Source organism: Pseudoduganella sp. GW821-FHT05F09 (assembly GCF_059419605.1).
The window spans coordinates 20,766-44,912 of sequence record NZ_JBWKSD010000014.1 but is presented as its reverse complement, the minus strand read 5'-3'; the positions used below and the strand labels follow the sequence as shown (position 1 = coordinate 44,912).

Sequence of the window (24,147 nt, the reverse complement as noted above, 5' to 3'; positions counted from 1 at the left end):
GCAGGGCGGGTTAGGGCACGCGCAGCTCGAACACCCGGCGCTTGTGCGCCGTGATCTCCGCCATGCCGCGCTGGAAGGCGGGGATGCTGTTGAACAGGCGTTCAAAGCTGCCGTCCTTCTGCGCCATGCGCAGCCCGCGTTCGATGCGCACGGCCAGCTCCGGCCGGCTGCGGCTGACGAAGAAATAGAAGGGCACCCGGTAGTGCAGGAAAATGCTGGACTCCACCTGCAGGCCCTCGCCCTGGTGCAGATCGATCTCCGCCCACGCCTCCTGCACGCCGCGCGGCATATAGTCGAAGCGCTTCACGCGCAGCATGGGGAACAGGTATTCATAGCCGCCCGAGGTTTCCACCGGCAGGCCGTTAAAACGCAGCACGTCGGCCGACGGCCAGTTGGCGCCCGCGCCGGCCGTCAGCTTGCGCAGGTCGTCCAGCGTGCGCACCGCCGCGAAGCGGGGCGCGTCCTCGCTGCGTATCAGGAACACCCGATAGTCGTTCAGTTCCTTGAGCAGCGAGATGCGCACCGGCAGCAGTTCGGCTTCGCGCTGGCGGTTGGCGCCGTCCCACATCACATTGATCACGCCATTGTTTTTCAGCTCGATATTGCGCCGCAAGCTGGTCAGCTCGTTTTCGTAGTAGGCCAGTTCGTAAGGGCCGTCGCTGGCCACGGTCTTGTCCAGCGCGAGGCGCAGCAGGCGCGGGAAATAGGCGGCGTGCTCCCTGGCGCTGGCGGAGATGGCGGGCAGCACAAAGCGCTGCGGCGCCTGTGCTGCCGCATGGGCCTGCGGCACAAGGCAGCAGGCCAGCAGCACGGCTTGGAAAAAATAAAACTTGATCATCACGCCGCTATAGTAGCGCATTGGCGCATGGCGGCGGGATGCGGCCCGGACTGCCTCAGTCCTTGCCGTCGCCGCCGATAAAGCGGTACACCAGCGCGCCCAGCACCGCGCCAACGATAGGCGCCAGCCAGAACAGCCACAGTTGTCCCACGGCCCAGTCGCCCACATACAGCGCCACGCCGGTACTGCGTGCCGGGTTCACCGACGTATTGGTGACGGGGATGCTGATCAAGTGGATCAGGGTCAGCGCCAAGCCGATAGGCAGCGGCGCAAAGCCGGCCGGTGCGCGGCGGTCGGTGGCGCCCAGGATCACGATCAAAAACATCATCGTCATCACCACTTCGGTCACCAGCGCGGCCAGCAGCGTGTAGCCGCCCGGCGAATGCTCGCCGTAGCCGTTCGAGGCCATGCCGCCGGCCAGGCTGAAGCCGGCCTTGCCGCTGGCGATCAGGTACAGCACGCCGCCGGCGGCGATGCCGCCCAGAACCTGCGCCACGATGTAGGGCAGCAGCTTGTTGGCGGGGAAGCGGCCGCCGGCCCACAGGCCGATCGATACCGCCGGGTTCAGATGGCAGCCGGACACGTGGCCGATGGCGTAGGCCATCGTGAGCACCGTCAGGCCGAAGGCCAGCGACACGCCCAGCAGGCCGATGCCGACGCCCGGAAACGCCGCCGCCAGCACCGCGCTGCCGCAGCCTCCCAGCACCAACCAGAAGGTGCCTACAAATTCCGCGCCATATGCTTTCATGGATACTCCCTTTTTTGCTTATTAAAAGCGCAATGTAAACCGCTGTGGCGAAAATGTCCATTGTTTGGCGGTACACTGGCCCGTATCCCTGCCGCCGTGCGAGAATCGGTGCGGGAGGAGGGTGTGATGAGGCGGATCTTGGCGGCAGTAGTATGCGTGTGCGCGGCGGCGGCAGCTGCGGCGGCCCCGCATGCCGGAAGCATGCAGATCCTGACGGCCGACATTCCGCCCATGGCCTTTATGAAGGACGGCCGCGTCACCGGCTACTGCGTGGACATCGTGCGCGAAATCCAGCGCCGCATCGGCAACCGCACCGAGATAGAACTGCAGCCGTGGGCGCGCGCCTACCGTTCCGCGCTGGAAGGCGAGAACGTGCTGCTGGTCTGCCCCAAGCGCACGCCTGAGCGCGAAGCCAGGTTCAAATGGGTGGGGCCGCTGTTCACTTCGCAGACCAATTTCTATGCGCGCCCCGCCGACCGCGTGCGCATCCATTCGCTGGAGGACGCGAAGAAGCTGAGCGGCGTGCTGGCGCCGCGCGATTTCTATTCCTATCAATACCTGAGCGATGCCGGCTTCAAGAACCTGGAGCCGACCAACAACACGCTGACCATGCTGCGCATGCTGCTGGGCGGGCGGCGCCCCGTGATGGTGCTGGACCACCGGCAGCTGCAGCCCTTGCTGGAGGAGGCCGGCGCGCAGCCGGAACAGGTGGAGATGGTGTACACCGCCTTCACCATAGGCAGCTACCTGAGCTTCCCCAAGCAGGCACCGGCGGAGCAGGTGGCGCAATGGCAGCGCGCGCTCGACAAAATGAAACAGGACGGCGCTTTCGCGCGCATCTACCGGCAGTGGTACCAGGAGGCGCCACCGCCGGATGTGATGAAGTGATTACGGCTTGACGAACTTGAGCGTCATGCGGTCGCTCTCGCCGATGGCCTGGTACTTGGCGCGGTCCTTGTCCTTGTTGGTGTAGGTCGGCGGCAGCGCCCACACGCCGCCTTCATGGTCGGCCTTGTCCTTGGGGTTGGCGTTGATTTCCGACTTCGCGGCCAGCTTGAAGCCCGCGTTCTCGGCCAGCTTGATCACATACGCTTCATGCACATAGCCCGAGCTGGCCTTGGCGTCCTGCGCCACGCCTGCCGGCAGGCGGTGCTCCACCACGCCGAACACGCCGCCCGGTTTCAGGCTGTCGTACACGCTGCTGAACAGCGCCTTCAGGCTGGCGTCGCCGTTGCCTATCCAGTTGTGGATGTTGCGGAAGGTGAGCACCATGTCCACGCTGCCTTTGGGCGCGTAGCTGAAGACATTGTTGTTCGGCTCGAAAGCGCCCAGCACCACTTTGTCATACGAGGCCGGCACGGCGTTCAGCTTGTCCTGGAAGCGCACAGCGGCTTTGCGCACGTTCTCGTTGGCCGACGTGGGCGTATTGCCGGCGGCGATCAGCTTGCCGTCCTTGCGCAGATAGGGGCCGAGGATCTCGGTGTACCAGCCGCCGCCCGGCGCCAGTTCCACCACCGTCATGTTGGGCTTGATGCCGAAGAAGGTCAGCGTTTCGTAGGGATGGCGGGCGCCGTCGCGCTCCGCGTTGGCGGGCGTGCGCGCAGGGTTGGCGATGGCCGCCTTCAGGGCGTCGTCCGCCAGGGCCGGGGCGGCCAGGCCGCAGGCGAGCACGGCGCCCAGCACCAGCTGTCCAAAATTGAGTTGTTTCATGCATGTCTCCAGGTTGTTGACGACGCGTGGCGGTCGACTGCGCCGATCATCGGGGAACTCGCCAGCCGGGTCAAGCGGATTCGCGCGTGTCCGGCGCCGCGCCGGGTGGACTGTTCGCGGACAGTTCGCGGACACTGCCCGGACACTGTGGCGGACACTCCGGACACACGCTACTTGCCGTTCGCAAGCCTGGCTCGGGCAATGTGACGCGGCCGCGCGCAACATTTGCAATGGCATAAAACTTGCGTACAGATGTGCTTTCCGGCGAAGGTTCTTTTGGAGAGATTATGGAACGACGTGCATTCCTCAATATCAGTGGTTTGGCCCTGGGCACCATGCTGCTGCCCGCATATGGCAGGGCGATCGCAGCCGAAGAGCTGCTCAAGCCGGCGGACACCGCCTTCAAGAAAATGCTGGCCGATACCGCCATGACGGCGGCCACCCAGGCCGGCGCCAGCTACTGCGACGTGCGCGTGGGCCGCTACCTGAACCAGTTCCTCACCACGCGCGACCTGAACGTGGAGAACATCACCAACACCGAATCGGCCGGCGTCGGCGTGCGCGTCATCGCGCACGGCGCCTACGGCTTTGCCGCCACCAGCGACGTGTCGCCGGACGGCGTGGCCGCCGCCGCGCGCCAGGCCGTGGCCATTGCCAAGGCCAACTCCCGCCTGCAAAGCGCGCCGCTGCAGCTGGCGCCGGTGGTGGGCGCGGGCGCCGTGTCCTGGGCCACGCCCTACAAGAAGGACTGGCGCGCCGTACCGATCAAGGAAAAGGCCGAGCTGCTCATCGCCGGCAACAAGGCCGGCCTGGACGCGGGCGCCAGCTTCATGCAGTCGCTGCTGTTCCAGGTGAACCAGCAGAAGTACTTCGCCTCCACCGACGGCTCCTATATCGACCAGGACGTGCATCGCCTGTGGGTGCCGTTCTTCGCCACCGCCGTGGACAAGAGCACCGGCAAATTCCGCTCGCGTTCCGGCCTGTCGTCCCCGGTCGGCATGGGCTACGAATACCTGGACGCGCGCAAGGAAGACAAGTTCCAGGCCGCCGGCGGCGTGACCACGCTGTACCGCAATTCCTACGACCTGATCGAAGACGCGCGCAACGCCGGCAAGCAGGCCCGCGCCAAGCTCACCGCCAAGTCGGCCGAGCCGGGCAAGTACGACCTGGTGCTCAGCCCCGAACACCTGTGGCTCACCATCCATGAATCCGTGGGCCACCCGACGGAACTGGACCGCGTGCTGGGCTACGAGGCCAACTACGCCGGCACCAGCTTCGCCACGCTGGACAAGTGGCAGTCGAAGAAATTCAAGTACGGCTCCGACCTGGTCAACATCGTCGCCGACAAGACCACCCCGGGCTCGCTCGGCGCGGTGGCCTACGACGACGAAGGCGTCAAGTGCAAGCGCTGGGACATCATCAAGAACGGCGTGCTGGTGAACTACCAGGCCACGCGCGACCAGGCCCACATCATCGGCGAAAAAGAATCGCACGGCTGCTCGTATGCGGACAGCTGGAGCAGCGTGCAGTTCCAGCGCATGCCCAACGTGTCCCTGCAGGCGGGCAAGAAGCAGCTCACGCCGGACGAGATGGTGAAGGACGTGAAGAAGGGCATCTACATCGTCGGCGACGGCTCCTTCTCGATCGACCAGCAGCGCTACAACTTCCAGTTCGGCGGCCAGCTGTTCTACGAAATCAAGGACGGCAAGATCACCCAGCCGCTGGAGGACGTGGCCTACCAGTCCAACACCCAGGAGTTCTGGAACGCGTGCTCGGCCCTGTGCGATGAGCGCGACTGGCGCATGGGCGGCTCCTTCTTCGACGGCAAGGGCCAGCCATCGCAGGTGTCCATCGTGTCGCACGGCGCCAGCACCACGCGCTTCAACGGCATCAACGTGATCAACACCGCCCGCAAGATCGGTTAAGGACAGGAAGACGACATGAAGATTTTGAGTCAGGAAGAAACCAAACGCATTTGCGACAAAGTGCTGTCCCTGTCCCGGGGCGATGAATGCGAAGTGAAGGTCACCGGCAGCCGCACCGGCAATATCCGCTACGCGCGCAACGCCGTGTCCACCGCCGGCCTGGTGGAGGACAGCCAGCTGGCCGTGGCGGTCGCCTTCGGCAAGAAGCAGGGTGTCGCCACCATCAACGAGTTCGACGACAAGTCGCTGGAAAAAGCCGTGCGCCGCGCGGAAGACCTGGCGCGCCTGGCGCCGGACAATCCGGAGTTCATGCCCACGGTGGCCAGGCAGGAGTACAAGGCCAGCAACACCTACAGCAAGAGCACCGCCGATATCGATCCCGAGTTCCGCGCGCAGGTGGCGGCCTACAGCATCGAGAACAGCCGCAAGAACAAGCTGCAGGCGGCGGGCTTCTTCACCGACAGCACCTCTTTCGAAGCCATCGCCAATTCCAAGGGCGTGTTCGGCCACCAGCAGGAAACCGGCGTGAACTTCACGCTCACGGTGCGCACCGAGGACGGCCGCGGTTCGGGCTGGGTACGGCGCGACGCGGGCGACGTGAACAAGTTCGACGCGCGCGAGGCGTCCGACGTGGCGATCGAAAAGGCGCTGCGCTCGGTGGACGCCAAGGCGCTCGAGCCGGGCCGCTACACCGTCATCCTGGAACCGGCCGCCACCTCCGACCTGCTGGCCTATATGTTCGGCTCCCTCAGCGCGCGCAGCGCGGATGAAGGCCGCAGCTTCCTGTCCAAGAAGGGCGGCGCCAACCGCCTGGGCGACAAGCTGTTCGACGAGCAGGTCAACATCTGGACCGACCCGTGGGACAAGGACATCGCCGTCACGCCGTGGGACAACAACACCTACCTGGCGCGCGAGCGCATGGACATCATCAAGAACGGCAAGGTCGCCGCGCTGGACTATTCGCGCTTCTGGGCGCAGAAGCAGGGCAAGCGCGCAGTGGGCTCGCCGGGCAACTTCATCATGGCCGGCACCAACAAGGAAACGGCGGAACTCATCGCCAACACCAAGAAAGGCGTGCTGGTCACGCGCACCTGGTATATCCGCATGGTGGACCCGCAGGCGCTGCTGCTGACCGGCCTCACGCGCGACGGCACCTTCTACATCGAGAACGGCAAGATCAAGCACCCGATCAAGAACTTCCGTTTCAACGAAAGTCCGGTGACAATGCTGAACAATATTGAAGAAGTGGGCAAGCCGGTCATACTGGGCGGCGACGAATCGCCTTACAAAATGCTGATCCCGGCGATGAAGGTACGTGACTTCAACTTCACGTCCCTGTCGGACGCCGTGTAGAGCCAGAACGCAAATCGGGAGAAATTGTGGAACGACGTACATTTTTGAAAGTCAGCGCCATCACCGGCGGCACCCTGCTGGTGCCGGTGTTCGGCAACGCCATCGCGGCCGAGGAGCTGCTCAACCCCATGGCCGTGCAGTTCAAGAAATCGCTGGCGGACGCCGCGATGAACGCCGCCACCAAGGCCGGCGCCAGCTACTGCGACGTGCGCATCGGCCGCTACCTGAACCAGTTCATCACCACGCGCGACCTGAACGTGGAAAACATCGTCAACACCGAATCGAGCGGCGTGGGCGTGCGCGTGCTGGCCAATGGCGCCTACGGCTTCGTGTCCACCAACGTGATGACGCTGGACTCGGTGGCCGAAGCGGCGCGCCAGGCCGTGGCCATCGCCAAGGCCAACGCCCGCCTGCAAGCCGAACCGGTGCGCCTGGCGCCCGTCAAAGGCGTGGGCGAAGTGGCCTGGGCCACGCCGTTCACCAAGGACTGGCGCACGGTCGCCATCAAGGACAAGGCCGACATGCTGATCGCCGCCAACAAGGCCGGCATGGACGCGGGCGCGAGCTTCATGCAGTCCACGCTGTTCCAGGTGAACCAGCAGAAGTACTTCGCCTCCACCGACGGCTCCTATATCGACCAGGACATCCATCGCCTGTGGTCGCCGTTCACCGCCACCGCCGTGGACAAGGCCAGCGGCAAGTTCCGCACCCGCCAGGGCCTGTCCTCGCCGGCCGGCATGGGCTATGAATTCTTCGACGCCAAGCCGCAGCACAAGGTGCGCGCGCCGGGCGGCGTGACCACGCTGTACAAGGATGGCTACGACCTGATCGAGGACGCCCGCGCAGCCGGCAAGCAGGCGCGCGAAAAACTCAGCGCCAAGACCGTGGAGCCGGGCAAGTACGACCTGGTGCTCAGCCCCGAGCACCTGTTCCTGACCATCCACGAATCCGTCGGCCACGCCACGGAGCTGGACCGCGTGCTGGGCTACGAGGCCAACTACGCCGGCACCAGCTTCGCCACGCTGGACAAGTGGCAGTCGAAGAAATTCAAGTACGGTTCCGACATCGTCAACTTCGTGGCCGACAAGACCGCGCCGGGAGCGCTGGCCACCGCCGGCTACGACGACGAAGGCGTGCAGTGCAAGCGCTGGGACATCATCAAGGACGGCATACTGGTGAACTACCAGGCCACGCGCGACCAGGCCCACATCATCGGCGAAAAGGAATCGCACGGCTGCTCGTATGCGGACAGCTGGAGCAGCGTGCAGTTCCAGCGCATGCCCAATGTGTCCCTGCAGGCGGGAAAGAAGCAGCTCACGCCGGACGAGATGGTGAAGGACGTGAAGAAGGGCATCTACATCGCCGGGCGCGGTTCCTTCTCGATCGACCAGCAGCGCTACAACTTCCAGTTCGGCGGCCAGCTGTATTACGAGATCAAGGACGGCAAGATCACCCAGCCGCTGGAGGACGTGGCCTACCAGTCCAACACCCAGGAATTCTGGAACGCCTGCTCCGCCATGTGCGACGAGCGCGACTGGCGCATGGGCGGCTCCTTCTTCGACGGCAAGGGCCAGCCTTCGCAGGTCAGCGCCGTGTCGCACGGTTCGAGCACCACGCGCTTCAACGGCGTCAACGTTATCAACACCGCCCGCAAGATCGGCTAAGGAGTCACTGCAAGATGAAATTTCTGACCCAGGAAGAAGCAAAGCGCGTTTGCGACAAGACCATCGCCTACTCCAAGGCCGATGAGTGCCAGGTGAGCCTGAGCGGCAACCGCACCGGCAATATCCGCTACGCCAACAACGCCGTCTCCACCGCCGGCCTGACCGAAGACACGCAGCTCAACGTCAGCGTGGCCTTCGGCAAGCGCGTGGGCACCGTCACCATCAACGAGTTCGACGACAAGTCGCTGGAACGCGCGGTGCGCCGCGCCGAGGAAGTGGCGCGCCTGGCGCCGGAGAACCCGGAGTTCATGTCCACGGTCGGCCCGCAGCAGTACAAGGCCACGCCGACCTGGAACAAGCGCACCGCCGACATCGATCCTGAGTACCGCGCCGAAGTGGCCTTCCGCAGCATCGAAGCGGCGCGCAAGGCCAAGCTGCAGGCGGCCGGCTTCTTCGACGACCGCACCGCCTTCTCGGCGCACGCCAACTCCAAGGGCGTGTTCGGCTACCAGGAGCTGACCAATCTGGGCTTCACCGTCACCACCCGCACCGAAGACGGGCGCGGCTCCGGCTGGGCCAAGCGCTACGCCAACGACGCCGGCAAGTTCGACGCGCTGGAAGCGTCCAGCATCGCCATCGAAAAGGCGGCGCGCTCGGTGGACGCCAAGGCGCTGGAGCCGGGCCGCTACACCGTGATCCTGGAGCCGGACGCCACCTCCGACATGCTGAGCTTCATGTTCGGCGCGCTGGACGCGCGCCAGGCGGACGAGGGCCGCAGCTATCTGTCGAAAAAAGGCGGCGGCAACCGCGTGGGCGAGAAGCTGTACGACGAGCAGGTCAACGTCTGGGCCGACCCGTGGAATCCGGAAGTGCCGGTGCTGCCGTGGGACGGTTCGTCCATGCTGGCGCGCGAACGCGCGGACATCATCAAGAACGGCGTGGTGGCTGGCCTGGACTACACGCGCTTCTGGGCGCAGAAGCAGGGCAAGCGCGCCATCGGCCGCCACGGCAACATCATCATGTCCGGCGGCAGCAAGAGCACCGAAGAACTGATCGCCAGCACCAAGAAGGGCGTGCTGGTCACGCGCACCTGGTACATCCGCATGGTGGACCCGCAGTCGCAGTTGCTGACGGGCCTCACGCGCGACGGCACCTTCTACATCGAGAACGGCAAGATCAAGCATCCGATCAAGAACTTCCGCTTCAACGAAAGTCCGGTCGCCATGCTCAACAACATCGAGGAACTGGGCAAGCCCACCGTGGTGGGCGGCGTCAACGCCGGTTTCCAGATGCTGCTGCCGGCCATGAAGGTGCGCGACTTCAACTTCACTTCCTTGTCGGACGCCGTGTAAGCACTGAATGGCCTTCGACTTTTACTTCACCCGCCTGACTTACGAGTCGGGCGACTGGGATGTGGACATCCGCATGCCGAGCAACGTGCTCAACTCGCTGGTCGAATACACGACCTTGCGGGTTGATCCCGTCGAACGCATCGTGGCGCTGTCCGACCCCCGCATGCTCGAAGCGCCGTTCTGCTACCTGGCCGGCCACAAGCTGGTGCAGTTCACCCCCGCCGAGCGCCAGAACTTCGAGCGCTACGTGCGGGGCGGCGGCTTTGTCTTCGTGGACGACTGCAACCACGACATCGACGGCCTGTTCGCCAAGTCCTTCGAGGCCGAGCTGGTCAAGATGTTCGGCCCGAAGGCGCTGCACAAGATCCCCAACAGCCACCCGGTGTATTCGAGCTTCTTCAAATTCGACGGCCCGCCCAACACCAGCGTGGAGCTGAACGGCTGGGGCGACGACCTGGTGCACGACTACCTGAAGGCCATCGAGTTCGGCGGCCGTGTTCGGGTCTTGTACAGCAACAAGGACTACGGCTGCGAGTGGGATTACGACTTCCGCAACAAGCGCTGGCTGGTGGTGGACAACACCCGCTTCGCGGTCAACATAATTCAGTACGCATTGGGAGCATGACAGTGTCTGTGCAGTGGAATGAAAATGAAATCGGCGACCTGACCGCCAAGGTGGGCGCCCTCAAGGCCAGCATGTCGAAGGTGATCATCGGCCAGCAGGACGTGATCGATTCGCTGGTGATCTGCCTGCTGGGCGGCGGCCACGCGCTGGTGGAAGGCGTGCCGGGACTGGGCAAGACGCTGCTGGTGAAGTCGCTGTCGCAGGCCACCGATATGGAGTTCCGCCGCGTGCAGTTCACGCCGGACCTGATGCCGTCCGATATCGTCGGCACCGAAATCCTGGAGGAGGAACACGCCACCGGCAAGCGCGAGTTCCGCTTCCAGCAAGGGCCGGTGTTCACGCAGGTGCTGCTGGCCGACGAGATCAACCGCGCGCCGCCGAAGACGCAGTCCGCGCTGCTCGAAGCCATGCAGGAGCGCTCCGTCACCTTCGCTGGCCAGACCCACAAGCTGCCCAAGCCTTTCTTCGTGCTGGCCACGCAGAACCCCATCGAGCAGGCGGGTACCTACCCGCTGCCGGAAGCACAACTGGACCGTTTCCTGCTGCGCATCGACGTCGGCTATCCGACCGAGGCGGAGGAGGTGGCCATGGTGTCCGCCACCACGCACGCGGGCCTGGCGGACGCGCAGCCGGTGATGGACGTTGCCACGCTGCTGCGCCTGCAGCAGCTGGTGCGCGACATTGAAATCGGTGACCACCTGCTGCTGTACGCAACGCGCCTGGTGCGCGCCACGCGGCCGAAGGAGAGCAGCGTGGCGGCGGTGCGCAAGCACGTGGGCTGGGGCGCTGGACCGCGCGCCGGCCAGGCGCTGGTGCTGGCCTCCAAGGCGCGCGCGCTGATGCACAACCGTTTGGCCGTCACCCGCGAAGACATTGCCGCCATGCTGCTGCCGGTACTGGCGCACCGCGTGCTGCGCAACTTCGAAGCGGAGGCGGACGGCATCGCCATCGCCGACATCCTGGCTGCGCTGCGCAACGACATCCGCCCGGACTGACCCAACGCTGATGCTGGATTCCTGATGCTGGACTCTCCTGCGCTGCTGGCGCACACCAACGACCTGGACCTGGTCATCCGCCACGTGCTGGCGGGGCTGGGCCACGGCATCCACGCGGGCCGCGAACGCGGCGCGGGCGTGGAGTTCTCCGAGTACCGGGCTTACGCGCCGGGCGACGAGTGGCGCCGCGTGGACTGGAAGCTGCTGGCGCGCGCGGACCGCTACTACGTGCGCGAAGCGGAGCGCGACAGCCACGTCGCCACCTGGCTCTGGCTGGACGCCACCGCGTCCATGTCCGAGCCGAGCCGCCAGGTGCCGAACGTGGACAAGCTGCGTTTCGCCGCCACGGTACTGGGCTGCATCGCCGCCGTCGCGCAGCGGCAGGGGGACGCCTTCGGGCTGGTGGTCTGCACCGATGGCCGCACCGAATTCACGCCCGCCTCGCGCGGGCCGCGCCAGTTGCAGCGCGTGCTGGCGCAGTTGTCCAAGGCGCGGCCGCAAGGCGCTATGCCGGATGCGGCCGCGCTCAAATCCAGCCTGCATTTCGCGCGCGCACCCAGCCTGGTTTTCGCCGCCAGCGACTGCCTCGAATGGCCGTCGCCATTATCCGAAGCGCTGCTGCGCCTGCGCCACATGCAGCACGACGTGCGCCTGCTGGCTGTGCGCACCCAGGCCGAAGCGGACGCCAGTTTCAACCCCGGCTCCGGCTACCGCGACCCCGAGGGTGGCACATCGCCATCGGACGCCACCGCTGCGGGCCTGCATATGCTGACCGAATCGGGCCGCGCCTCCTACCGCGCCGCGATGACGGCGCACTTTGCCGGCGTTCGCGCCGCATGCCGCCAGCACGACATTCCCTATTACGAAGCGCGCGTTGAGCAGCCGCTGGCTGCCGTGCTGCGCGGCTGGCTGCAGCTGGCGTCGCCGCGGGCGAGGGCGCGATGATATCGAGCGCACTTACCCTGTGGTGGCTCGCCTTGCCTGTGCTGCTGCTGCCCATCTGGTGGCACCGCCAGAAGCGCCAGCGCGTCAAATCCGAGCCGCTGGCAACCGCGCGCTTCCTGCCCGCCGCCCCGCCGCAGACCGCGCGCATCTGGCGCTGGGAAGACCTGATACTGCTGGCGCTGCGCTGCCTGCTGCTGGCCGCCCTGATCGCCTGGCTCGCCGCCACCACCATGCCGTGGCGCGGAGACACCATTTTCATCTCCCCCGCGCTGGCCGCCCGTACCGACGCGCAGGTGCAAGCCTGGATCAAGCAGCAAACCGCCGCCGCCGGCATGAGCGCCGCACCTGGCATGCCGCTGCCGCCGGACGCCCTGCAATGGCTGCAAGCGAATGAAAGCGAATGGCGCCCCGGCGCGCGCATGCTGATCCTGGCCGAATCCATCCCCATGCCCGCCCAGCTCCCGCCGCTGGCCCACGCCGTGGACATCCGCCTCCTGCCCGCCGCCACCGCCGTGCCGCGCCCGCAGCGCAGCGTTGTCGTCGCCGCGCCGCCCGAACGCCTGGCCGCCTGGCGCGCGATGTTCGCCGCCTTCGAATCGGCCGACGGCAGCCGCTACCTGATTGAAGACCAACCCGGCGCGGAAACAGAGCTGATCGTGTGGGACTCGCAGGCCGCGCCGCCGTCCGATTGGCGCGCGCCTTTGTGGTGGCTGCCGCCAAGCGCCAGGCCGGCCGCACTCGGCGCCACCGAAGCGGCAAGCCAACCGATCGCCGTCAACGGCCTGCAACTGCAGATCGCCAGCAGCCCGCAAGGCCGCGTATGGACCTCCGCCGCCATGCCCCCGCAAAGCGCCGACGCCGCCCGCGCCCTCTACGAAACCTGGCAGTCGCTTGCCCGGCCTGTCCAGCCATACCCCATGCCCGCGATGCAGCTCGCCCCGCGCCGCAATTCGCCCCTGGCCATGCCCAACACGCCGCCAGCCACCTGGCTCGCCTACCTGCTGCTGGCCCTGTTTGCCCTCGAACGCTTGATGACCCATGTCCGCCGACGCTGACTTCCGCTCCACCGTGCTGCGCCGCTTGTGGCGCGCCGTCCTGCTGCGCCGCGCACCGCTGTGGGCCGCCGCGCTGCTGCCGCTGCTGGTGCTGGCGCTGTTCCCGCTGCTGCGTCCAATGCCGCTGACCGCCGCAACGAAAGCCTCCCCCATCCTGCTGCTGGCCGCATGGATTATTTGGTTCGCCCTCGACCTGCGCGCCTTGCGCGGCCGCGTCCACGCCGAATGGGCGCGCTGGCTGGACGCCGCCGTGCCAGCGCTGGAAGACAGCAGCACCCTGCTCGCCACCGAACCCGCCACACCGGTGGCCCGCCTCCAGCGCAACCGCCTGCAGGCGCGCCTGCTCGGCGCGCTGGGCGAAGAAGACTACCGCGCCATCGCCCGCACCCGTATCCGCTTCACGCTCCTGCCCATCATTGCCAGCCTGCTGTGCGCGGCGTCGGCCTACGCCTGGCAGCAGACCCAAACCGCGCCTTCAGCAACAGGCGGCAAGTCCGCAGGCCAGTCCAAACCAGCCGCCCCAGGCGAAATCGTCCTGCGCGTCACACCGCCCGCATACACCAGGGCCGCCGCCTTCGAATCCGGCGCCGCCGACATCCAGGTTCCCCAACACAGCCGCGTGCAATGGTGCTACAGGCGCAGCGGCGAGCCGCCCGCCACGCTGGAACTGAGCGACGGCCAGACGCTCGCGCTGACGCAGGACTGCGCCGGCTGGACCGCCACCGAATCCATCTTCTGGCGCGTGCGCGGCGGCGCGGCCAGCCGCCACAACATCCGCGTTACCATAGACCAGGCGCCGCAAGTCGCCATCACCGCGCCCACCGAAGCGATCCAGATCCTGCCTGCCGGTACGCAGTCCGTGCAGCTGTCCGTCTCCGCGCGCGACGACTACGGCATCGTGCGCGCCAGCCTGCACCTGACGCTGGCGCGCGGCAGCGGCGAGAATATCCGTTTCAGCGACCGCGAAATGCCGCTGCCGCAATCGCCGGACCCGCGCACGCGCAACTGGCAGAAGAACTGGCCGCTCGCAGAGCTGGGCATGGAGCCCGGCGACGAGCTGTATTTCTTCGTCCGCGCCACGGACAATGCCCCCGGCCAGCCGCACACCGTGCAGACGCCAACCTACACGCTGCGCCTGCCAGGTCCGCAAACCGAAAGCCTGGATTCCTCCGCGCTGCCCACACTGGTCAAGCCGGAGAGCTTGCGCAGCCAGCGCCAGATCATCATCGACACCGAACAGCTGGTGGCCGACATGCCCCGGCTGAACGCCGCCACGCTGCGCGAACGCAGCGAGTCCATCGCAGGCGACCAGTCGGCCCTGCGTTTGCGCTACGGCCAGTTCCTGGGCGAGGAATCCACCCTGTTCGGCGACGAGCATGGCCACGACGAAGGCCATCAGGCCGGGCACGGAGAAGGCGCGGGCGGCTTCAAGGACGGCAGCATGGCTAGCATCGTCGCCGAGTTCGGCCACAAGCACGACGAAACCGACAACGCCACCATCTTCGACCCCAAGACCAAGGAAGTGCTGCGCCGCGCGCTCAAGGCCATGTGGGACTCCGAGAAGCAGCTGCGCGCCATGCTGCCCAAGGCGGCGCTGGCGCCCGAGTACAAGGCGCTGGACGCCATCAAGGAACTGCAGCAGGCCGAACGCGTCTATCTGCACCGCACCGCATTTGTGCCGCCCGCCATCAAAGAGGAAAAGCGCCTGACCGGCGACGTGGTTGGCGCGCAAAGCTACAAGCGCGCGCAGGGCGCGGTGGACGACAAGGTGCCGCAGGAGGTGCGCGAGCTGGTGCAAGCGCTGGCAGGCGGCGGGGCGCTGCCCGCCTTGTGGAGCAAGAGCGCGCGCAGCATCATCGCCGAGCGCATCGGCGGCGACGAACAGAAGCTGGCTGCGCAGCGCGCCGTGCAGGACGTGGCCGACGGCTGCACCAGCTGCCGCGCCGTGCTGCGCGCCTACCTGCGCGCCACGCTCACCGAAGCGGCGGTGGTGCTGCAGGCGAAGCCGCAGTCCGACAGTAAATTCCGCCAGGCCTGGCGCGGCAAGGAGCAGCCATGATGGCAAGCATGGAAATGTTCGGCATAGCCTTCAGCGTTGGCGCGGCCAGTGCTGGAGCGCTGCTGGCGGGACTGGTTAGCGCTGCGCTGTATATCCGCCGGAGCCAGGAGCTTAACGCTGTGCTGTCGCTGCTGGCCGCGTTGTCGCTTGCCGCCATGCTGGCTTCCCCCACGCAGCCCGCAGCCCGCGCTGGTGAAGTGGCCATCGCAACCGGTGCGCCGTCCGCGCCGCCGGGCGACGCCCTGGCGCGCGCGCTGCTCGCCGTGCCGCAGGCCGGATCGATCGCGCTGACCGGCCACGGCTTACGCGCCGCGCAATGGGACGACCTGCCTGCACGTCCGCTGCGCTGGACCGCGCCGCAAGGCGATCTGCTGCGCCTCGAATTTCCCCGCACGCTGCCGCTCGGCCGCAGCTTCGTCCTCTCCGCACGCCATACCGGTGCACAAGCCGGCTGGCGCCTGCAACTGCTCGCCGAAAACGGGCAAGTGCTGGCAGAGTCGCCCCAGGCAGCCAAGCCAGCCCAAGCCGCGCTCTCGCTGACCTGGCAGCCGCCGCTGGCCGAACAGATGCTGCTGCAGGCCCGCCTGCTCGACGCGGCCGGGAAGGCCATCGCGCAAGGCCCGGTGCCGCTGCAGGTCACACCGCCGGTTCCGCTGCAAATCATCGGCCGTTTCGGGGCACCATCGTTCGACGCGCGCGCGCTGAACCAGCTCCTGTCCGACAGCGGCGCCTTGCTGGACTGGCAGACCACGCTGGGCAAGGGCCTGAGCCGCAGCGAATCCGCGCGCGCCGATTTGACCGAACCGAACGCGCAGGTCGTCGATGCCGCCTGGTTTGAATCGCTGTCCGCCCCCGCCCGCGCCGCGCTGCTGGCGCAAACAGGGCAGGGCGTTCCGCTGCTTGTCCTGGCTGGCAACGCGGCCAGCGCCGCCGTCTGGCAGCGGGATCTGGCGCTGCGCCTCGTGCCGCAAAACCAGACCACGGAAAAGGAAGATATCCGCCAGTTCAGCATAGGCGGCGAGCAGCTCGCCATGCCGCCCGCCGCTCTCAATCCTGCAGCCCAGCCGGGCGAAGGCTGGAGCGCCGTGGCGGTGGACGGCAAAGGCCAGCCCTGGCTTTGGCAGCGCGCATGGAAGAAAGGCAGCATCGTTTGGGTAGGCGTATCGGACTGGCACCGCTACGCCATTTCCTCGCCCGCCGCGCTTGGCCTATGGTGGCAAACGCTGTTCGACAAAGCCGCCGCCGGCGCCATGCAGAAGCTCGTTTGGCAGCAGCCGGACCCGATGCCCGTGGCAGGACTGCGCACCGAGGTCTGCGCGCAGGGCGCCGATGCCGGAAGCACTTTGCACATCGATGGACAGCCAGGCTTGGTGTGGCAAGCGCGGTTTGCTAAAGCCGAAACGGTATGCGCTGCATTCTGGCCGCAGCAAGCTGGATGGCTCACGCTGCGCAGCGGCGCCTCCGAGCATCGCGTCTACATCTACGCCACCAGCGACTGGCCGCAATGGCAGCAAGCCCTGCGCCAGGACGCCACCGCCCGCTACGCCGCCCGCTCTACCGAGGCGGTGGCCGCAAGCAGCCCGCGCGCGCCATTCCCGTCGTGGCCCTTTGCGCTGGTTATCGCGGCCAGCATGCTCGCCCTTTGGCAGCGCGAGCGCCGTAACGACCGCTGACTAGCGCTTGCCCTGCCACTGCTGGATGTAGGCGGGTGCTTCACCCGCATCCTCGGCGGGGATGGGCGCGGCACGCAGGCGCTGCAGCGGCAGCACGCCGGTCCAGGTATCAATCACCATGTCTTCGGCGTCATCCTGCGGACCGCCTGTGCGCACTTTGCACGCCGCTTCGTCCAGCGCAATGCGCATCACCGTGGTGGCGGCGTATTCCTTGTCGCTGCCGCCGCGCACCTGCGCCTGCCGGCCCGGCAGCAGCTGCTCCATGAACGCCTCCATTGCGCCGCGCTTGGCGTCTTCTTCCACAATCTCGAACTGGCCGTACACCATCGCCGAACGGTAGTTCATCGAATGGTTGAAGGCCGAGCGCGCCATCACCAGGCCGTCCACATGCGTGATGGTGACGCAGGCTTCGCTTTCCGCCAGCCGCTTGAGCATGCGGCTGCCGTTCGAGCCGTGGATGTATAAATGGCCGCCTTCGCGCCAGCATGCGGTCGGGATGCAATGCGGGCCGCTGTCGTCGCTGAAGGCGATGTGGCAGACGTAGGCTTCGTCAATGATGGCGTAAAGCGTAGCGCTGTCGTAGGCTGCGTTGGTGGGGATGCGGCGCACCCGCGTGCGTGGGGATGGATGTGTTTTCATGTAGTGCAATATAATCAATGCATGGCTCTGAAAAAAGATCCAGAACGTTAGAATATTTTGGAGCCACGATGGATTACGCCTTGCTTGTTTCCTCCTTCATGCAACGCCATGCCGGGCAAGGCTGGCCGCGCCAGCGCATGCTGCACGAATGCCTGCGCGCGGCGATCCGCGACGGCACGCTGGCTGCCGGCACGCGCCTGGTGGCCACGCGCACGCTGGCGGCGGAGCTGGGCATGGCGCGCAACACCGTGCTGTATGCCTACGAGCAGCTTGCATGCGAAGGCTACGCGGCAAGCGACCGGCGCGGCACCGTGGTGGCGCCGGTGGCGGCCGCCATCGCAGCCGCTGGCGCCCCCGCCATCGCCTATGCCGCCACGGGTGCTGCTACTGGCGCTGCCATCTCCGCCGCCGCCGCGCAGGCCGGCAAGCGCGCGCAGGCGCAGCAGGCTGCCGGAGAGCCCCACCACAGCCTGTCGCGCCGCGCGCGCAATCTGCGCGAGGTGGGCGGTCCAGCGCACCAGATGGGCGCTTTCGTGCCCGGCGTGCCGGCGCTGGACGCCTTTCCAGCCGCGCACTGGCGCCGCCTGCTGGACCGCGTGTGGCGCGGCCTCAATCCGGCCCAGCTGAATTACGGCGACCCGGCCGGCGAAGAAGCGCTGCGCAGCGCCATTGCCGACCATCTGCGCGCCTCGCGCGGCGTGCTGTGCGGCGCCAGCCAGGTCTTCATCACCGACGGCACGCAGAGCAGCCTGGACCTGTGCGCGCGCGCCTGCGCCGACGAAGGCGACACGGTCTGGATCGAACACCCCGGCTACCTGGGCGCGCTGGCCGCCTTCCGTGGCGCGGGCCTGAAAGTGGAGGGCATCGCCGTGGACGAAGGCGGCATTGCGCCCACGCCGCAGGACTGGCGCCAGCGCCCGCCACGCCTGATCTACACCACGCCCTCGCACCAGTATCCGGTGGGCGGCGTGCTGGCTTTGGAGCGCAGGCTGGCGCTGATAGCCGGCGCGCGCGCCGCGGGCGCACTGATAATCGAAGACGACTACGACAGCGAGTTCCGCCACGACGGCCCGCCGCTGGCAGCCATGCAGGGCCTGGCGCCGGACGCGCCGGTGCTCTACCTCGGCACCTTCAGCAAGACCATGTTCCCGGCCCTGCGCATCGGCTTCCTGGTTGCGCCGCAAGGCCTGGCCGAACCGCTGGCCGCCATGCGCGCGCAGTCCGCCGCGCGCGGCCGGGTGGCCGAACAGCTGGCGCTGGCGGAGTTCCTGCGCAGCGGCCAGTTCGCGCTGCACCTGCGCCGCATGCGCCGCCTGTACCGCCAGCGGCGCGACGTGCTCGTGGCCTCGCTGCGCCAGCATCTGGGCGCGATAGCGGAAGTGCATGGCGCATCGGCCGGCATGCACCTGGCGCTGCGCTTCACGGACCCCGCGCTGGACGATGCGGCAATCAGCGCGCGCCTGGCGCAGGAAGGCATCGTCGCCCATGCGCTCAGCATGCATGCGACCTGCGAACGCACCCAGGCCTGGCATGGCCTCATGCTCGGCTATGCGCAGATTCCGGCGGACTTGATGGAGGGATTTGTGCGGCGGCTGGCGGCGGTGATCCACCTGGCGGCGTATGAGGCGCGCCCGCCGCGCGTTGTAACGCGCAAGCGGGCGGCTTAGTAATGCAGACTGGCGGTGTGGCTTAGCTTAAGCTTAGAACACCGTGTCGAACTTCACATACATCGAACGGCCGTTTACGCCGAACGGGCAGGTCTCCCAGCAGTACTTGAAGCCCAGTTTCGGGAAGTCGCCGCCGTTTTTCCACTCGGACGGATAGGTGTCGAACAGATTGTTCACGCCCACCGACACGCTGGTCTTCTTGCTGAAGTTGTAGCGGCCGCTCGCGTCCACGATCCACTTCGCGTCCCAGGTCTGCAGCGGGCTGAAACCTTCGCCCTGCACTTCGCCGTAGTAGTTGGCGCGGGTGTTCACGTTCCACTGGCCCAGCGTGTAGTCCGCCGCCACCACATGGTGCTTGCGCGGCTGGCCGCGTTCGATCAGCGTCACCTGCGCCTGGTTGAACAGCTGCGCGCCGCTCAGCAGGCTCGATGGCGAATGGCGCTTCGTCACTTCGGTCTTGTTGAAGCCCAGCTGGCCGGACAGCACCAGGGTGGACGCGTCGAACTTGGTGGTGTGGTCGGCTACGATGTCCAGGCCCTGGGTCTTGGTGTCGACCGCGTTGGTGAAGAACTGCGCCTGGCCTACCTTCAGCGGGTTCAGCACGTTGGCGATAGGACCGCCGCCGGCTTCAGGCGAGATCTCGCTCGAGAACACGATACGGTCCTTGATCTTGATCTGGTACACGTCCGCCGTCAGCGACATGTTCTTGGCCGGACGCAGCACCATGCCGAAGCTGGCGTTGCGCGAGGTTTCTTCCTTCAGCGGCTTGATGCCCAGCGCGGTGGTGACGGCGCTGCCTTCGCGCGCGGTCAGGGTCTCGGTCAGCTGGCCGGCCGAGTTCAGGTTGGTCGACACGGAGCTGTAGAACTTCTGCTGCACGCCCGGCGCGCGGAAGCCGGACGACACGCTGCCGCGCAGGCCGAATTCCTTGCTCGGGTCCCAGCGCGCGCTGAACTTGCCAGTGGTGGTGCTGCCGAAGTCGGAGTACTTCTCATAGCGCACCGCGCCGGCCAGCAGCAGTTCCTTGAACGGACGGTATTCGCTGTCCAGGAACAGGGCGATGTTGTGGCGGCCCTCATCCACGGCGGTGGCCGGGGTGTAGCCGGGGAAGCCCTGCGTGCCGGATGCCGCCACGCCGCCGGTCTGGTCCTTGATCACGATGGCCGGGTTGTTGGTGCGGCCGTACTGGTAGGACACCGGATCGCCCGCGACGATCTGGTAGTTGTCCTGGCGGTACTCGAAGCCGGTGGCCAGGAAGATCTCTTCGCCGCCCAGCTTGACCGGACCCTTGATGTCGGCGTTGAAGGTGGTCTGGTTGAATTTCAGCTTGCCGGTGTCGGCTTCAAACGGCGACTGCGCGTAGATGCCGCCGCCCGGTTTCGGTTCGAACCAGTAGGAGATGTTGATGGTTTCCTTTTCGTGGAAATCCAGCTCGCTCATGCCGTGGTTGATGCTGACGTCGGCCTTCCAGTCGTTGGCCAGGTCGCGGCGGTAGCCGAAGGCGAAGGAGCCGTCCTTCACGGTGGTGCGGATATTCGGCAGGAAGCCTTCCGGATACACGGACGGCACGTTGCGGCCGTCGCCCTTGGAGCGGTAGAAGCCGGACGAGTCGCCCTTGCGCTTGGAGAAGCCGCCGAAGGCGTAGAACTCGCTCGATTTGTCGATCGGCAGGGCCGCGTTCCACCATGCGTAGGCGTCCTTGGCGTCGCTGTCGCCGATGCGCTGGGTCACGCGCGGCGGGTTCACGCGCAGCGAATCGACGCCGGCGCGGTTGGTTTCCTCGCGTTTGCGCGCTTCCACCGACAGGTTGATGAAGCCGCCGTTCTCGCCCAGCGCCCAGCCGCGGTTCACGCTGCCGGAGATCATGTCGCCGTCGCCTTCCTTGGTGGTGCCGATCTGGCCGCTCACGGCGGTCTCGTTCACGTTCGACTTCAGCACGATGTTGATCACGCCGGCGATCGCGTCCGAGCCGTATTGGGCGGCGGCGCCGTCGCGCAGCACCTCGATGTGGTGGATGGCCGACAGCGGAATGGCGTTGATGTCGGTACCGGCCGAGCCGCGTCCGATGGTTTGCTGCACGTTCACCAGCGCCTGCTGGTGGCGGCGCTTGCCGTTTACCAGCACCAGCAGCTGGTCAGGGCCGAGCGAGCGCAGGGTGGCCGGACGAATAATGTCCGTACCGTCGCTGATGAAGGTGGTCGAGAAGTTGAACGACGGGTCCAGCGTCTGCAGCAGCTTGCCCAGCTCCAGCGGACCGGCCGACTGCATGTCCTTCATGTTGATCAGGCCGACCGGCGAGGAGGTGTCCAGCGCGGTCTTGGCGGTCGAGCGCGAACCCAGCACGACCACGCTCAGCTCTTCGCCCTGGGGCGCGGCGGCGGTCTGTGCGTAAGCTTGGGAGGCGGCCAGCAGGACGGCGCTGGCGAGCAGGGTGCGTTTGAAGCGGAAAGGCGAAGCCTGGCGTGCTGCTATCTTCATGTAAGGTCCATTCTCTCTCGTTATAGTGGCGCGGAAAGCGGGGTAAGCTTCCGGCAGTGCGAAAATACTAACGCGCACAATTGAGGGGACCAAGAGTTAATGCACACCAGATGCATTCTTTTAGTGCATTTGTTGTAAAAACGAATAATCTTTATTAAATTGCGTGATTTCTCCAGAGTAATATCGTAAGGTGGTGCATTGGGCGCTGATTATTGCGGCCTTATTGTTGATCCAACATCCACCCCTTGAGTCCGTCCACCCACGCCTTGGCGCGCAGGTTCAGGCGGTTCTTGATCGCGCCCGCGCGTTCGTACAGCACGCTGAAGTCGATCTGCGGCGACTGCTTGAACGCGATCACGACGATATTCGCGTCGTGCACCTCGGGCAGCCACACCACCGCATCAAACACCAGCTCCATGGCCTGCAGGTTCTTGTCGTAGTTGCTGAACTCGCCGAACACATTGGTGGTCATGATGCCCTTGTCGCCCAGGCAATCGAAGCAGGCCTGGTAGAACTCCGGCGTATCGAGCACCGGGCCGCGCGCCTCCTCGTCGTACAGGTCCACCTGCAGGATGTCGACGGTGCCGTGGTTGGCCGGGTCCATGACGAAATCGAGCGCGTTCATTTCCACCACGTTCAGGCGGGCGTCGTTGTCGGGCAGGCCGAACAGCGCGCGGCAGATGGCGATCACATTCGGATTGAGCTCCACGGCGGTGACCTTGGCGTCCGGGAAGCGCTGGTAGCAGAACTTGGTCAGCGCCGCGCTGCCCAGGCCCAGCTGGACGATATGGCGCGGCTGGTCGTGGAACAGCATCCACATCATCATCATCTGCACATATTCGAGCTCGATGGCGTCCGGCTTGGCGATGCGCATGGCGCCCTGTACCCAGGAAGTGCCCAGGTGCAGCGAGCGCACGCCCTGGAATTCGGTGATGGTGGCCGGCGGATGGCCGGGCTGGTCGTAGCGGGCGGAAGTAGGCAGGGATTTCATGCCGCCATTATAAATGTCGCCCCAAAGACAAAAGGGGTCAGGGTTGATATTCCCGCATGGGAATATCAACCCTGACCCCTTTTGTCTTAGCTGCAACTGGTGGCGAGCGGCAGGATGAGGGTGACGGTGAGGCCGCCGCCGTCGCGGTTGGCGAGCGTGATGCGGCCGCCGTGCGCTTCGGCGATCTCGCGCGCCAGCGCCAGGCCCAGGCCGGTGCCGCTGCGCTTGGTGGAGTAGAAGGGCACCAGGGCGTTGGCCAGCACTGCGTCGCTCATGCCGGGGCCGCGGTCCTGCACCTCGATGCGCACCAGCCCCTGCACGCGCCGCACCGCCAGGCTCACGCCGTCCGCCGGCGAGCCGGATTCGTGCGCGTTTTTCAGCAGGTTCAGCAACGCCTGCTCCATCTGCGCGCCGTCGAAACAGGCGCCGTCCGGCGGCGCTTCGCCCACCAGCGTGAACTCGGCCTGGTCCTTGAGCTGGGCGATGAAAGCGGGCCACTGGTGCTGCTCCAGGCGCGGCGTGGGCAGCTTGGCGAAGCGGGCGTAGCCGAGGATGAAGCTTTCCAGGTGGCGCGTGCGCTCTTCGATGGTGGCGAGGATTTGCGGCAGGCGCTCGGTCTGGCCGCGCCGCACCAGTTCGGCGCCGGAGTGGGCCAGCGAGGTCAGCGGGGCGAGCGAGTTGTTTAGTTCGTGGCTGATGACGCGGATGACTTTTTTCCAGGTCTGCACCTCCTGCCGCCGCAGTTCCAGCGTCAGCTGGCGCAGCAGCAGCAGCTCGTGCTTGCGGCCGTTCAGGTTGAAGCTGCGCCGCGCCAGGTGGTAGACCTCTTCATCTTCGGCCTCGCCGGTGGTGAACAGGCCGTCGCCGCCGCGCGCCATGGCGTCCACCAGCGCCGGCGCGGCCTGGGCCAGGATGGCGTCCAGGCGGTGGCCTTCCAGGCGGCGGCCCTGGTGCAGCAGCTGGCGCGCGGCCAGGTTGGCGTAGACGATGGGGCCGTTGTCGCTGACCAGCAGCATGGCCACCGGCGTGTTCTGCACCATGGTGTCGAGCAGCAGTTCGCGCTGCACCAGGCCGAGGCGCTGTTCGCGCAGCACCTGGCCCAGCGCGTTGTGCGCGCCCACCAGGTCGCTCAGTTCGTCGTTCTGCGGCCAGTGCAGGCTGAACGAGAAGTCGCCGTCCTGGTAGCTGGTGACGGTGCCGGTCAGCGCGCGGAACAGCGACAGCATGTGTTCGAGCTGGGCGCGGATGGTGATGATGGCGATGGGGATCACCGCCAGCAGGCAGATGCCGACCACCAGCGTGGGCTGGTCGGGCAGCAGCCGCGTCAGCGCCAGCGCGATCAGGATGCCCAGCGTGAGCAGCGTGCCCACCAGCGCGGACCAGCGCGTGAGCAGGGATAGGCGTATGCCGAGGTCGCGCTTTCCGCTCAT

19 protein-coding genes are annotated in these 24,147 nt (G+C 66.5%); 12 read left to right on the top strand and 7 right to left on the bottom strand.

What is annotated here, in order from left to right:
- Positions 1 to 10 precede the first annotated feature (10 nt).
- Both AC07S4_RS29490 and aqpZ read right to left on the bottom strand, forming a co-directional pair.
- On the bottom strand, positions 11 to 838 hold the full coding sequence (locus tag AC07S4_RS29490) for a hypothetical protein (protein WP_494989980.1): 828 nt from the start codon (positions 836 to 838) through the stop codon (positions 11 to 13).
- A gap of 55 nt (positions 839 to 893) precedes the next feature.
- Entirely contained in the window at positions 894 to 1,586 is a 693-nt protein-coding gene (gene aqpZ / locus AC07S4_RS29485) for an aquaporin Z (RefSeq protein WP_494989979.1), read from the bottom strand.
- A 201-nt stretch (positions 1,587 to 1,787) separates the two neighbouring features.
- On the opposite strand from aqpZ, the gene AC07S4_RS29480 reads away from it, so the two are divergent.
- Positions 1,788 to 2,474 carry a substrate-binding periplasmic protein gene (locus tag AC07S4_RS29480; protein WP_494989978.1) on the top strand — a complete coding sequence of 229 codons (687 nt, stop codon included), beginning with the start codon at positions 1,788 to 1,790 and terminating at the stop codon, positions 2,472 to 2,474.
- On the opposite strand, the gene AC07S4_RS29475 is transcribed toward AC07S4_RS29480, so the two are convergent.
- Positions 2,475 to 3,296, bottom strand: a complete 822-nt coding sequence (locus AC07S4_RS29475; protein WP_494989977.1) for a class I SAM-dependent methyltransferase — start codon at positions 3,294 to 3,296, stop codon at positions 2,475 to 2,477. It lies immediately after the preceding gene.
- Between the two features lie 287 nt (positions 3,297 to 3,583).
- Here AC07S4_RS29475 and AC07S4_RS29470 point away from each other — a divergent pair, with 287 nt between their 5' ends.
- From AC07S4_RS29470 to AC07S4_RS29425, 10 genes are read left to right on the top strand one after another with little or no spacing between them, the layout of a single operon-like run.
- Positions 3,584 to 5,221, top strand: a complete 1,638-nt coding sequence (locus tag AC07S4_RS29470) for a TldD/PmbA family protein (RefSeq protein ID WP_494989976.1) — start codon at positions 3,584 to 3,586, stop codon at positions 5,219 to 5,221.
- 15 nt (positions 5,222 to 5,236) lie between these two features.
- Positions 5,237 to 6,574 (top strand): TldD/PmbA family protein, encoded by a 1,338-nt coding sequence (locus tag AC07S4_RS29465; RefSeq protein WP_494989975.1) that lies wholly within the window; start codon positions 5,237 to 5,239, stop codon positions 6,572 to 6,574.
- A 26-nt stretch (positions 6,575 to 6,600) separates the two neighbouring features.
- A complete protein-coding gene (locus tag AC07S4_RS29460) occupies positions 6,601 to 8,238 on the top strand; it encodes a TldD/PmbA family protein (protein WP_494989974.1) in 1,638 nt (545 codons plus the stop codon).
- Positions 8,239 to 8,252: 14 nt separating this feature from the next.
- Positions 8,253 to 9,590 (top strand): TldD/PmbA family protein, encoded by a 1,338-nt coding sequence (locus AC07S4_RS29455; protein ID WP_494989973.1) that lies wholly within the window; start codon positions 8,253 to 8,255, stop codon positions 9,588 to 9,590.
- 7 nt (positions 9,591 to 9,597) lie between these two features.
- Positions 9,598 to 10,215, top strand: a complete 618-nt coding sequence (locus AC07S4_RS29450; protein ID WP_494989972.1) for a DUF4159 domain-containing protein — start codon at positions 9,598 to 9,600, stop codon at positions 10,213 to 10,215.
- Positions 10,212 to 11,210, top strand: coding sequence for an AAA family ATPase (locus AC07S4_RS29445; RefSeq protein WP_494989971.1), 999 nt, complete (start codon positions 10,212 to 10,214; stop codon positions 11,208 to 11,210). The genes AC07S4_RS29450 and AC07S4_RS29445 overlap by 4 nt, the downstream gene beginning before the upstream one ends.
- A 24-nt stretch (positions 11,211 to 11,234) precedes the next feature.
- Positions 11,235 to 12,155, top strand: a complete 921-nt coding sequence (locus AC07S4_RS29440; RefSeq protein WP_494989970.1) for a DUF58 domain-containing protein — start codon at positions 11,235 to 11,237, stop codon at positions 12,153 to 12,155.
- Complete coding sequence (locus AC07S4_RS29435; RefSeq protein ID WP_494989969.1) at positions 12,152 to 13,210, top strand: BatA domain-containing protein; 1,059 nt, start codon at positions 12,152 to 12,154, stop codon at positions 13,208 to 13,210. Before AC07S4_RS29440 ends, AC07S4_RS29435 begins: the two co-directional genes overlap by 4 nt.
- Positions 13,194 to 15,269 carry a hypothetical protein gene (locus tag AC07S4_RS29430; RefSeq protein ID WP_494989968.1) on the top strand — a complete coding sequence of 692 codons (2,076 nt, stop codon included), beginning with the start codon at positions 13,194 to 13,196 and terminating at the stop codon, positions 15,267 to 15,269. Before AC07S4_RS29435 ends, AC07S4_RS29430 begins: the two co-directional genes overlap by 17 nt.
- Positions 15,266 to 16,942 carry a hypothetical protein gene (locus AC07S4_RS29425; RefSeq protein ID WP_494989967.1) on the top strand — a complete coding sequence of 559 codons (1,677 nt, stop codon included), beginning with the start codon at positions 15,266 to 15,268 and terminating at the stop codon, positions 16,940 to 16,942. Before AC07S4_RS29430 ends, AC07S4_RS29425 begins: the two co-directional genes overlap by 4 nt.
- Here AC07S4_RS29425 and AC07S4_RS29420 read toward each other — a convergent pair whose 3' ends face one another.
- Entirely contained in the window at positions 16,943 to 17,581 is a 639-nt protein-coding gene (locus AC07S4_RS29420) for a pyridoxamine 5'-phosphate oxidase family protein (RefSeq protein ID WP_494989966.1), read from the bottom strand.
- Positions 17,582 to 17,649: 68 nt separating this feature from the next.
- On the opposite strand from AC07S4_RS29420, the gene pdxR reads away from it, so the two are divergent.
- A complete protein-coding gene (gene pdxR, locus AC07S4_RS29415; RefSeq protein ID WP_494989965.1) occupies positions 17,650 to 19,248 on the top strand; it encodes a MocR-like pyridoxine biosynthesis transcription factor PdxR in 1,599 nt (532 codons plus the stop codon).
- A gap of 33 nt (positions 19,249 to 19,281) precedes the next feature.
- Here the strand turns inward: pdxR and AC07S4_RS29410 are convergent, their stop codons facing one another.
- The 3 genes from AC07S4_RS29410 to AC07S4_RS29400 all read right to left on the bottom strand — a co-directional run bounded on the left by AC07S4_RS29410 (position 19,282) and on the right by AC07S4_RS29400 (position 24,147).
- Positions 19,282 to 21,726, bottom strand: a complete 2,445-nt coding sequence (locus AC07S4_RS29410; protein WP_494989964.1) for a TonB-dependent receptor plug domain-containing protein — start codon at positions 21,724 to 21,726, stop codon at positions 19,282 to 19,284.
- A 220-nt stretch (positions 21,727 to 21,946) separates the two neighbouring features.
- The gene (locus AC07S4_RS29405; protein ID WP_494989963.1) at positions 21,947 to 22,717 is read right to left on the bottom strand and encodes a spermine/spermidine synthase domain-containing protein; all 771 of its coding nucleotides are present in this window, start codon (positions 22,715 to 22,717) and stop codon (positions 21,947 to 21,949) included.
- 86 nt (positions 22,718 to 22,803) lie between these two features.
- The gene (locus AC07S4_RS29400) at positions 22,804 to 24,147 is read right to left on the bottom strand and encodes a sensor histidine kinase (protein ID WP_494989962.1); all 1,344 of its coding nucleotides are present in this window, start codon (positions 24,145 to 24,147) and stop codon (positions 22,804 to 22,806) included.

Coding starts and splice junctions, on each gene's coding strand:
- AC07S4_RS29490 (WP_494989980.1), bottom strand. CDS start 838: ATGATCAAGTTTTATTTTTTCCAAGCCGTGCTGCTGGCCTGCTGCCTT.
- aqpZ (WP_494989979.1), bottom strand. CDS start 1,586: ATGAAAGCATATGGCGCGGAATTTGTAGGCACCTTCTGGTTGGTGCTG.
- AC07S4_RS29480 (WP_494989978.1), top strand. CDS start 1,788: ATGCAGATCCTGACGGCCGACATTCCGCCCATGGCCTTTATGAAGGAC.
- AC07S4_RS29475 (WP_494989977.1), bottom strand. CDS start 3,296: ATGAAACAACTCAATTTTGGACAGCTGGTGCTGGGCGCCGTGCTCGCC.
- AC07S4_RS29470 (WP_494989976.1), top strand. CDS start 3,584: ATGGAACGACGTGCATTCCTCAATATCAGTGGTTTGGCCCTGGGCACC.
- AC07S4_RS29465 (WP_494989975.1), top strand. CDS start 5,237: ATGAAGATTTTGAGTCAGGAAGAAACCAAACGCATTTGCGACAAAGTG.
- AC07S4_RS29455 (WP_494989973.1), top strand. CDS start 8,253: ATGAAATTTCTGACCCAGGAAGAAGCAAAGCGCGTTTGCGACAAGACC.
- AC07S4_RS29450 (WP_494989972.1), top strand. CDS start 9,598: ATGGCCTTCGACTTTTACTTCACCCGCCTGACTTACGAGTCGGGCGAC.
- AC07S4_RS29445 (WP_494989971.1), top strand. CDS start 10,212: ATGACAGTGTCTGTGCAGTGGAATGAAAATGAAATCGGCGACCTGACC.
- AC07S4_RS29440 (WP_494989970.1), top strand. CDS start 11,235: ATGCTGGACTCTCCTGCGCTGCTGGCGCACACCAACGACCTGGACCTG.
- AC07S4_RS29435 (WP_494989969.1), top strand. CDS start 12,152: ATGATATCGAGCGCACTTACCCTGTGGTGGCTCGCCTTGCCTGTGCTG.
- AC07S4_RS29430 (WP_494989968.1), top strand. CDS start 13,194: ATGTCCGCCGACGCTGACTTCCGCTCCACCGTGCTGCGCCGCTTGTGG.
- AC07S4_RS29425 (WP_494989967.1), top strand. CDS start 15,266: ATGATGGCAAGCATGGAAATGTTCGGCATAGCCTTCAGCGTTGGCGCG.
- AC07S4_RS29420 (WP_494989966.1), bottom strand. CDS start 17,581: ATGAAAACACATCCATCCCCACGCACGCGGGTGCGCCGCATCCCCACC.
- pdxR (WP_494989965.1), top strand. CDS start 17,650: ATGGATTACGCCTTGCTTGTTTCCTCCTTCATGCAACGCCATGCCGGG.
- AC07S4_RS29410 (WP_494989964.1), bottom strand. CDS start 21,726: ATGAAGATAGCAGCACGCCAGGCTTCGCCTTTCCGCTTCAAACGCACC.
- AC07S4_RS29405 (WP_494989963.1), bottom strand. CDS start 22,717: ATGAAATCCCTGCCTACTTCCGCCCGCTACGACCAGCCCGGCCATCCG.
- AC07S4_RS29400 (WP_494989962.1), bottom strand. CDS start 24,147: ATGAGCGGAAAGCGCGACCTCGGCATACGCCTATCCCTGCTCACGCGC.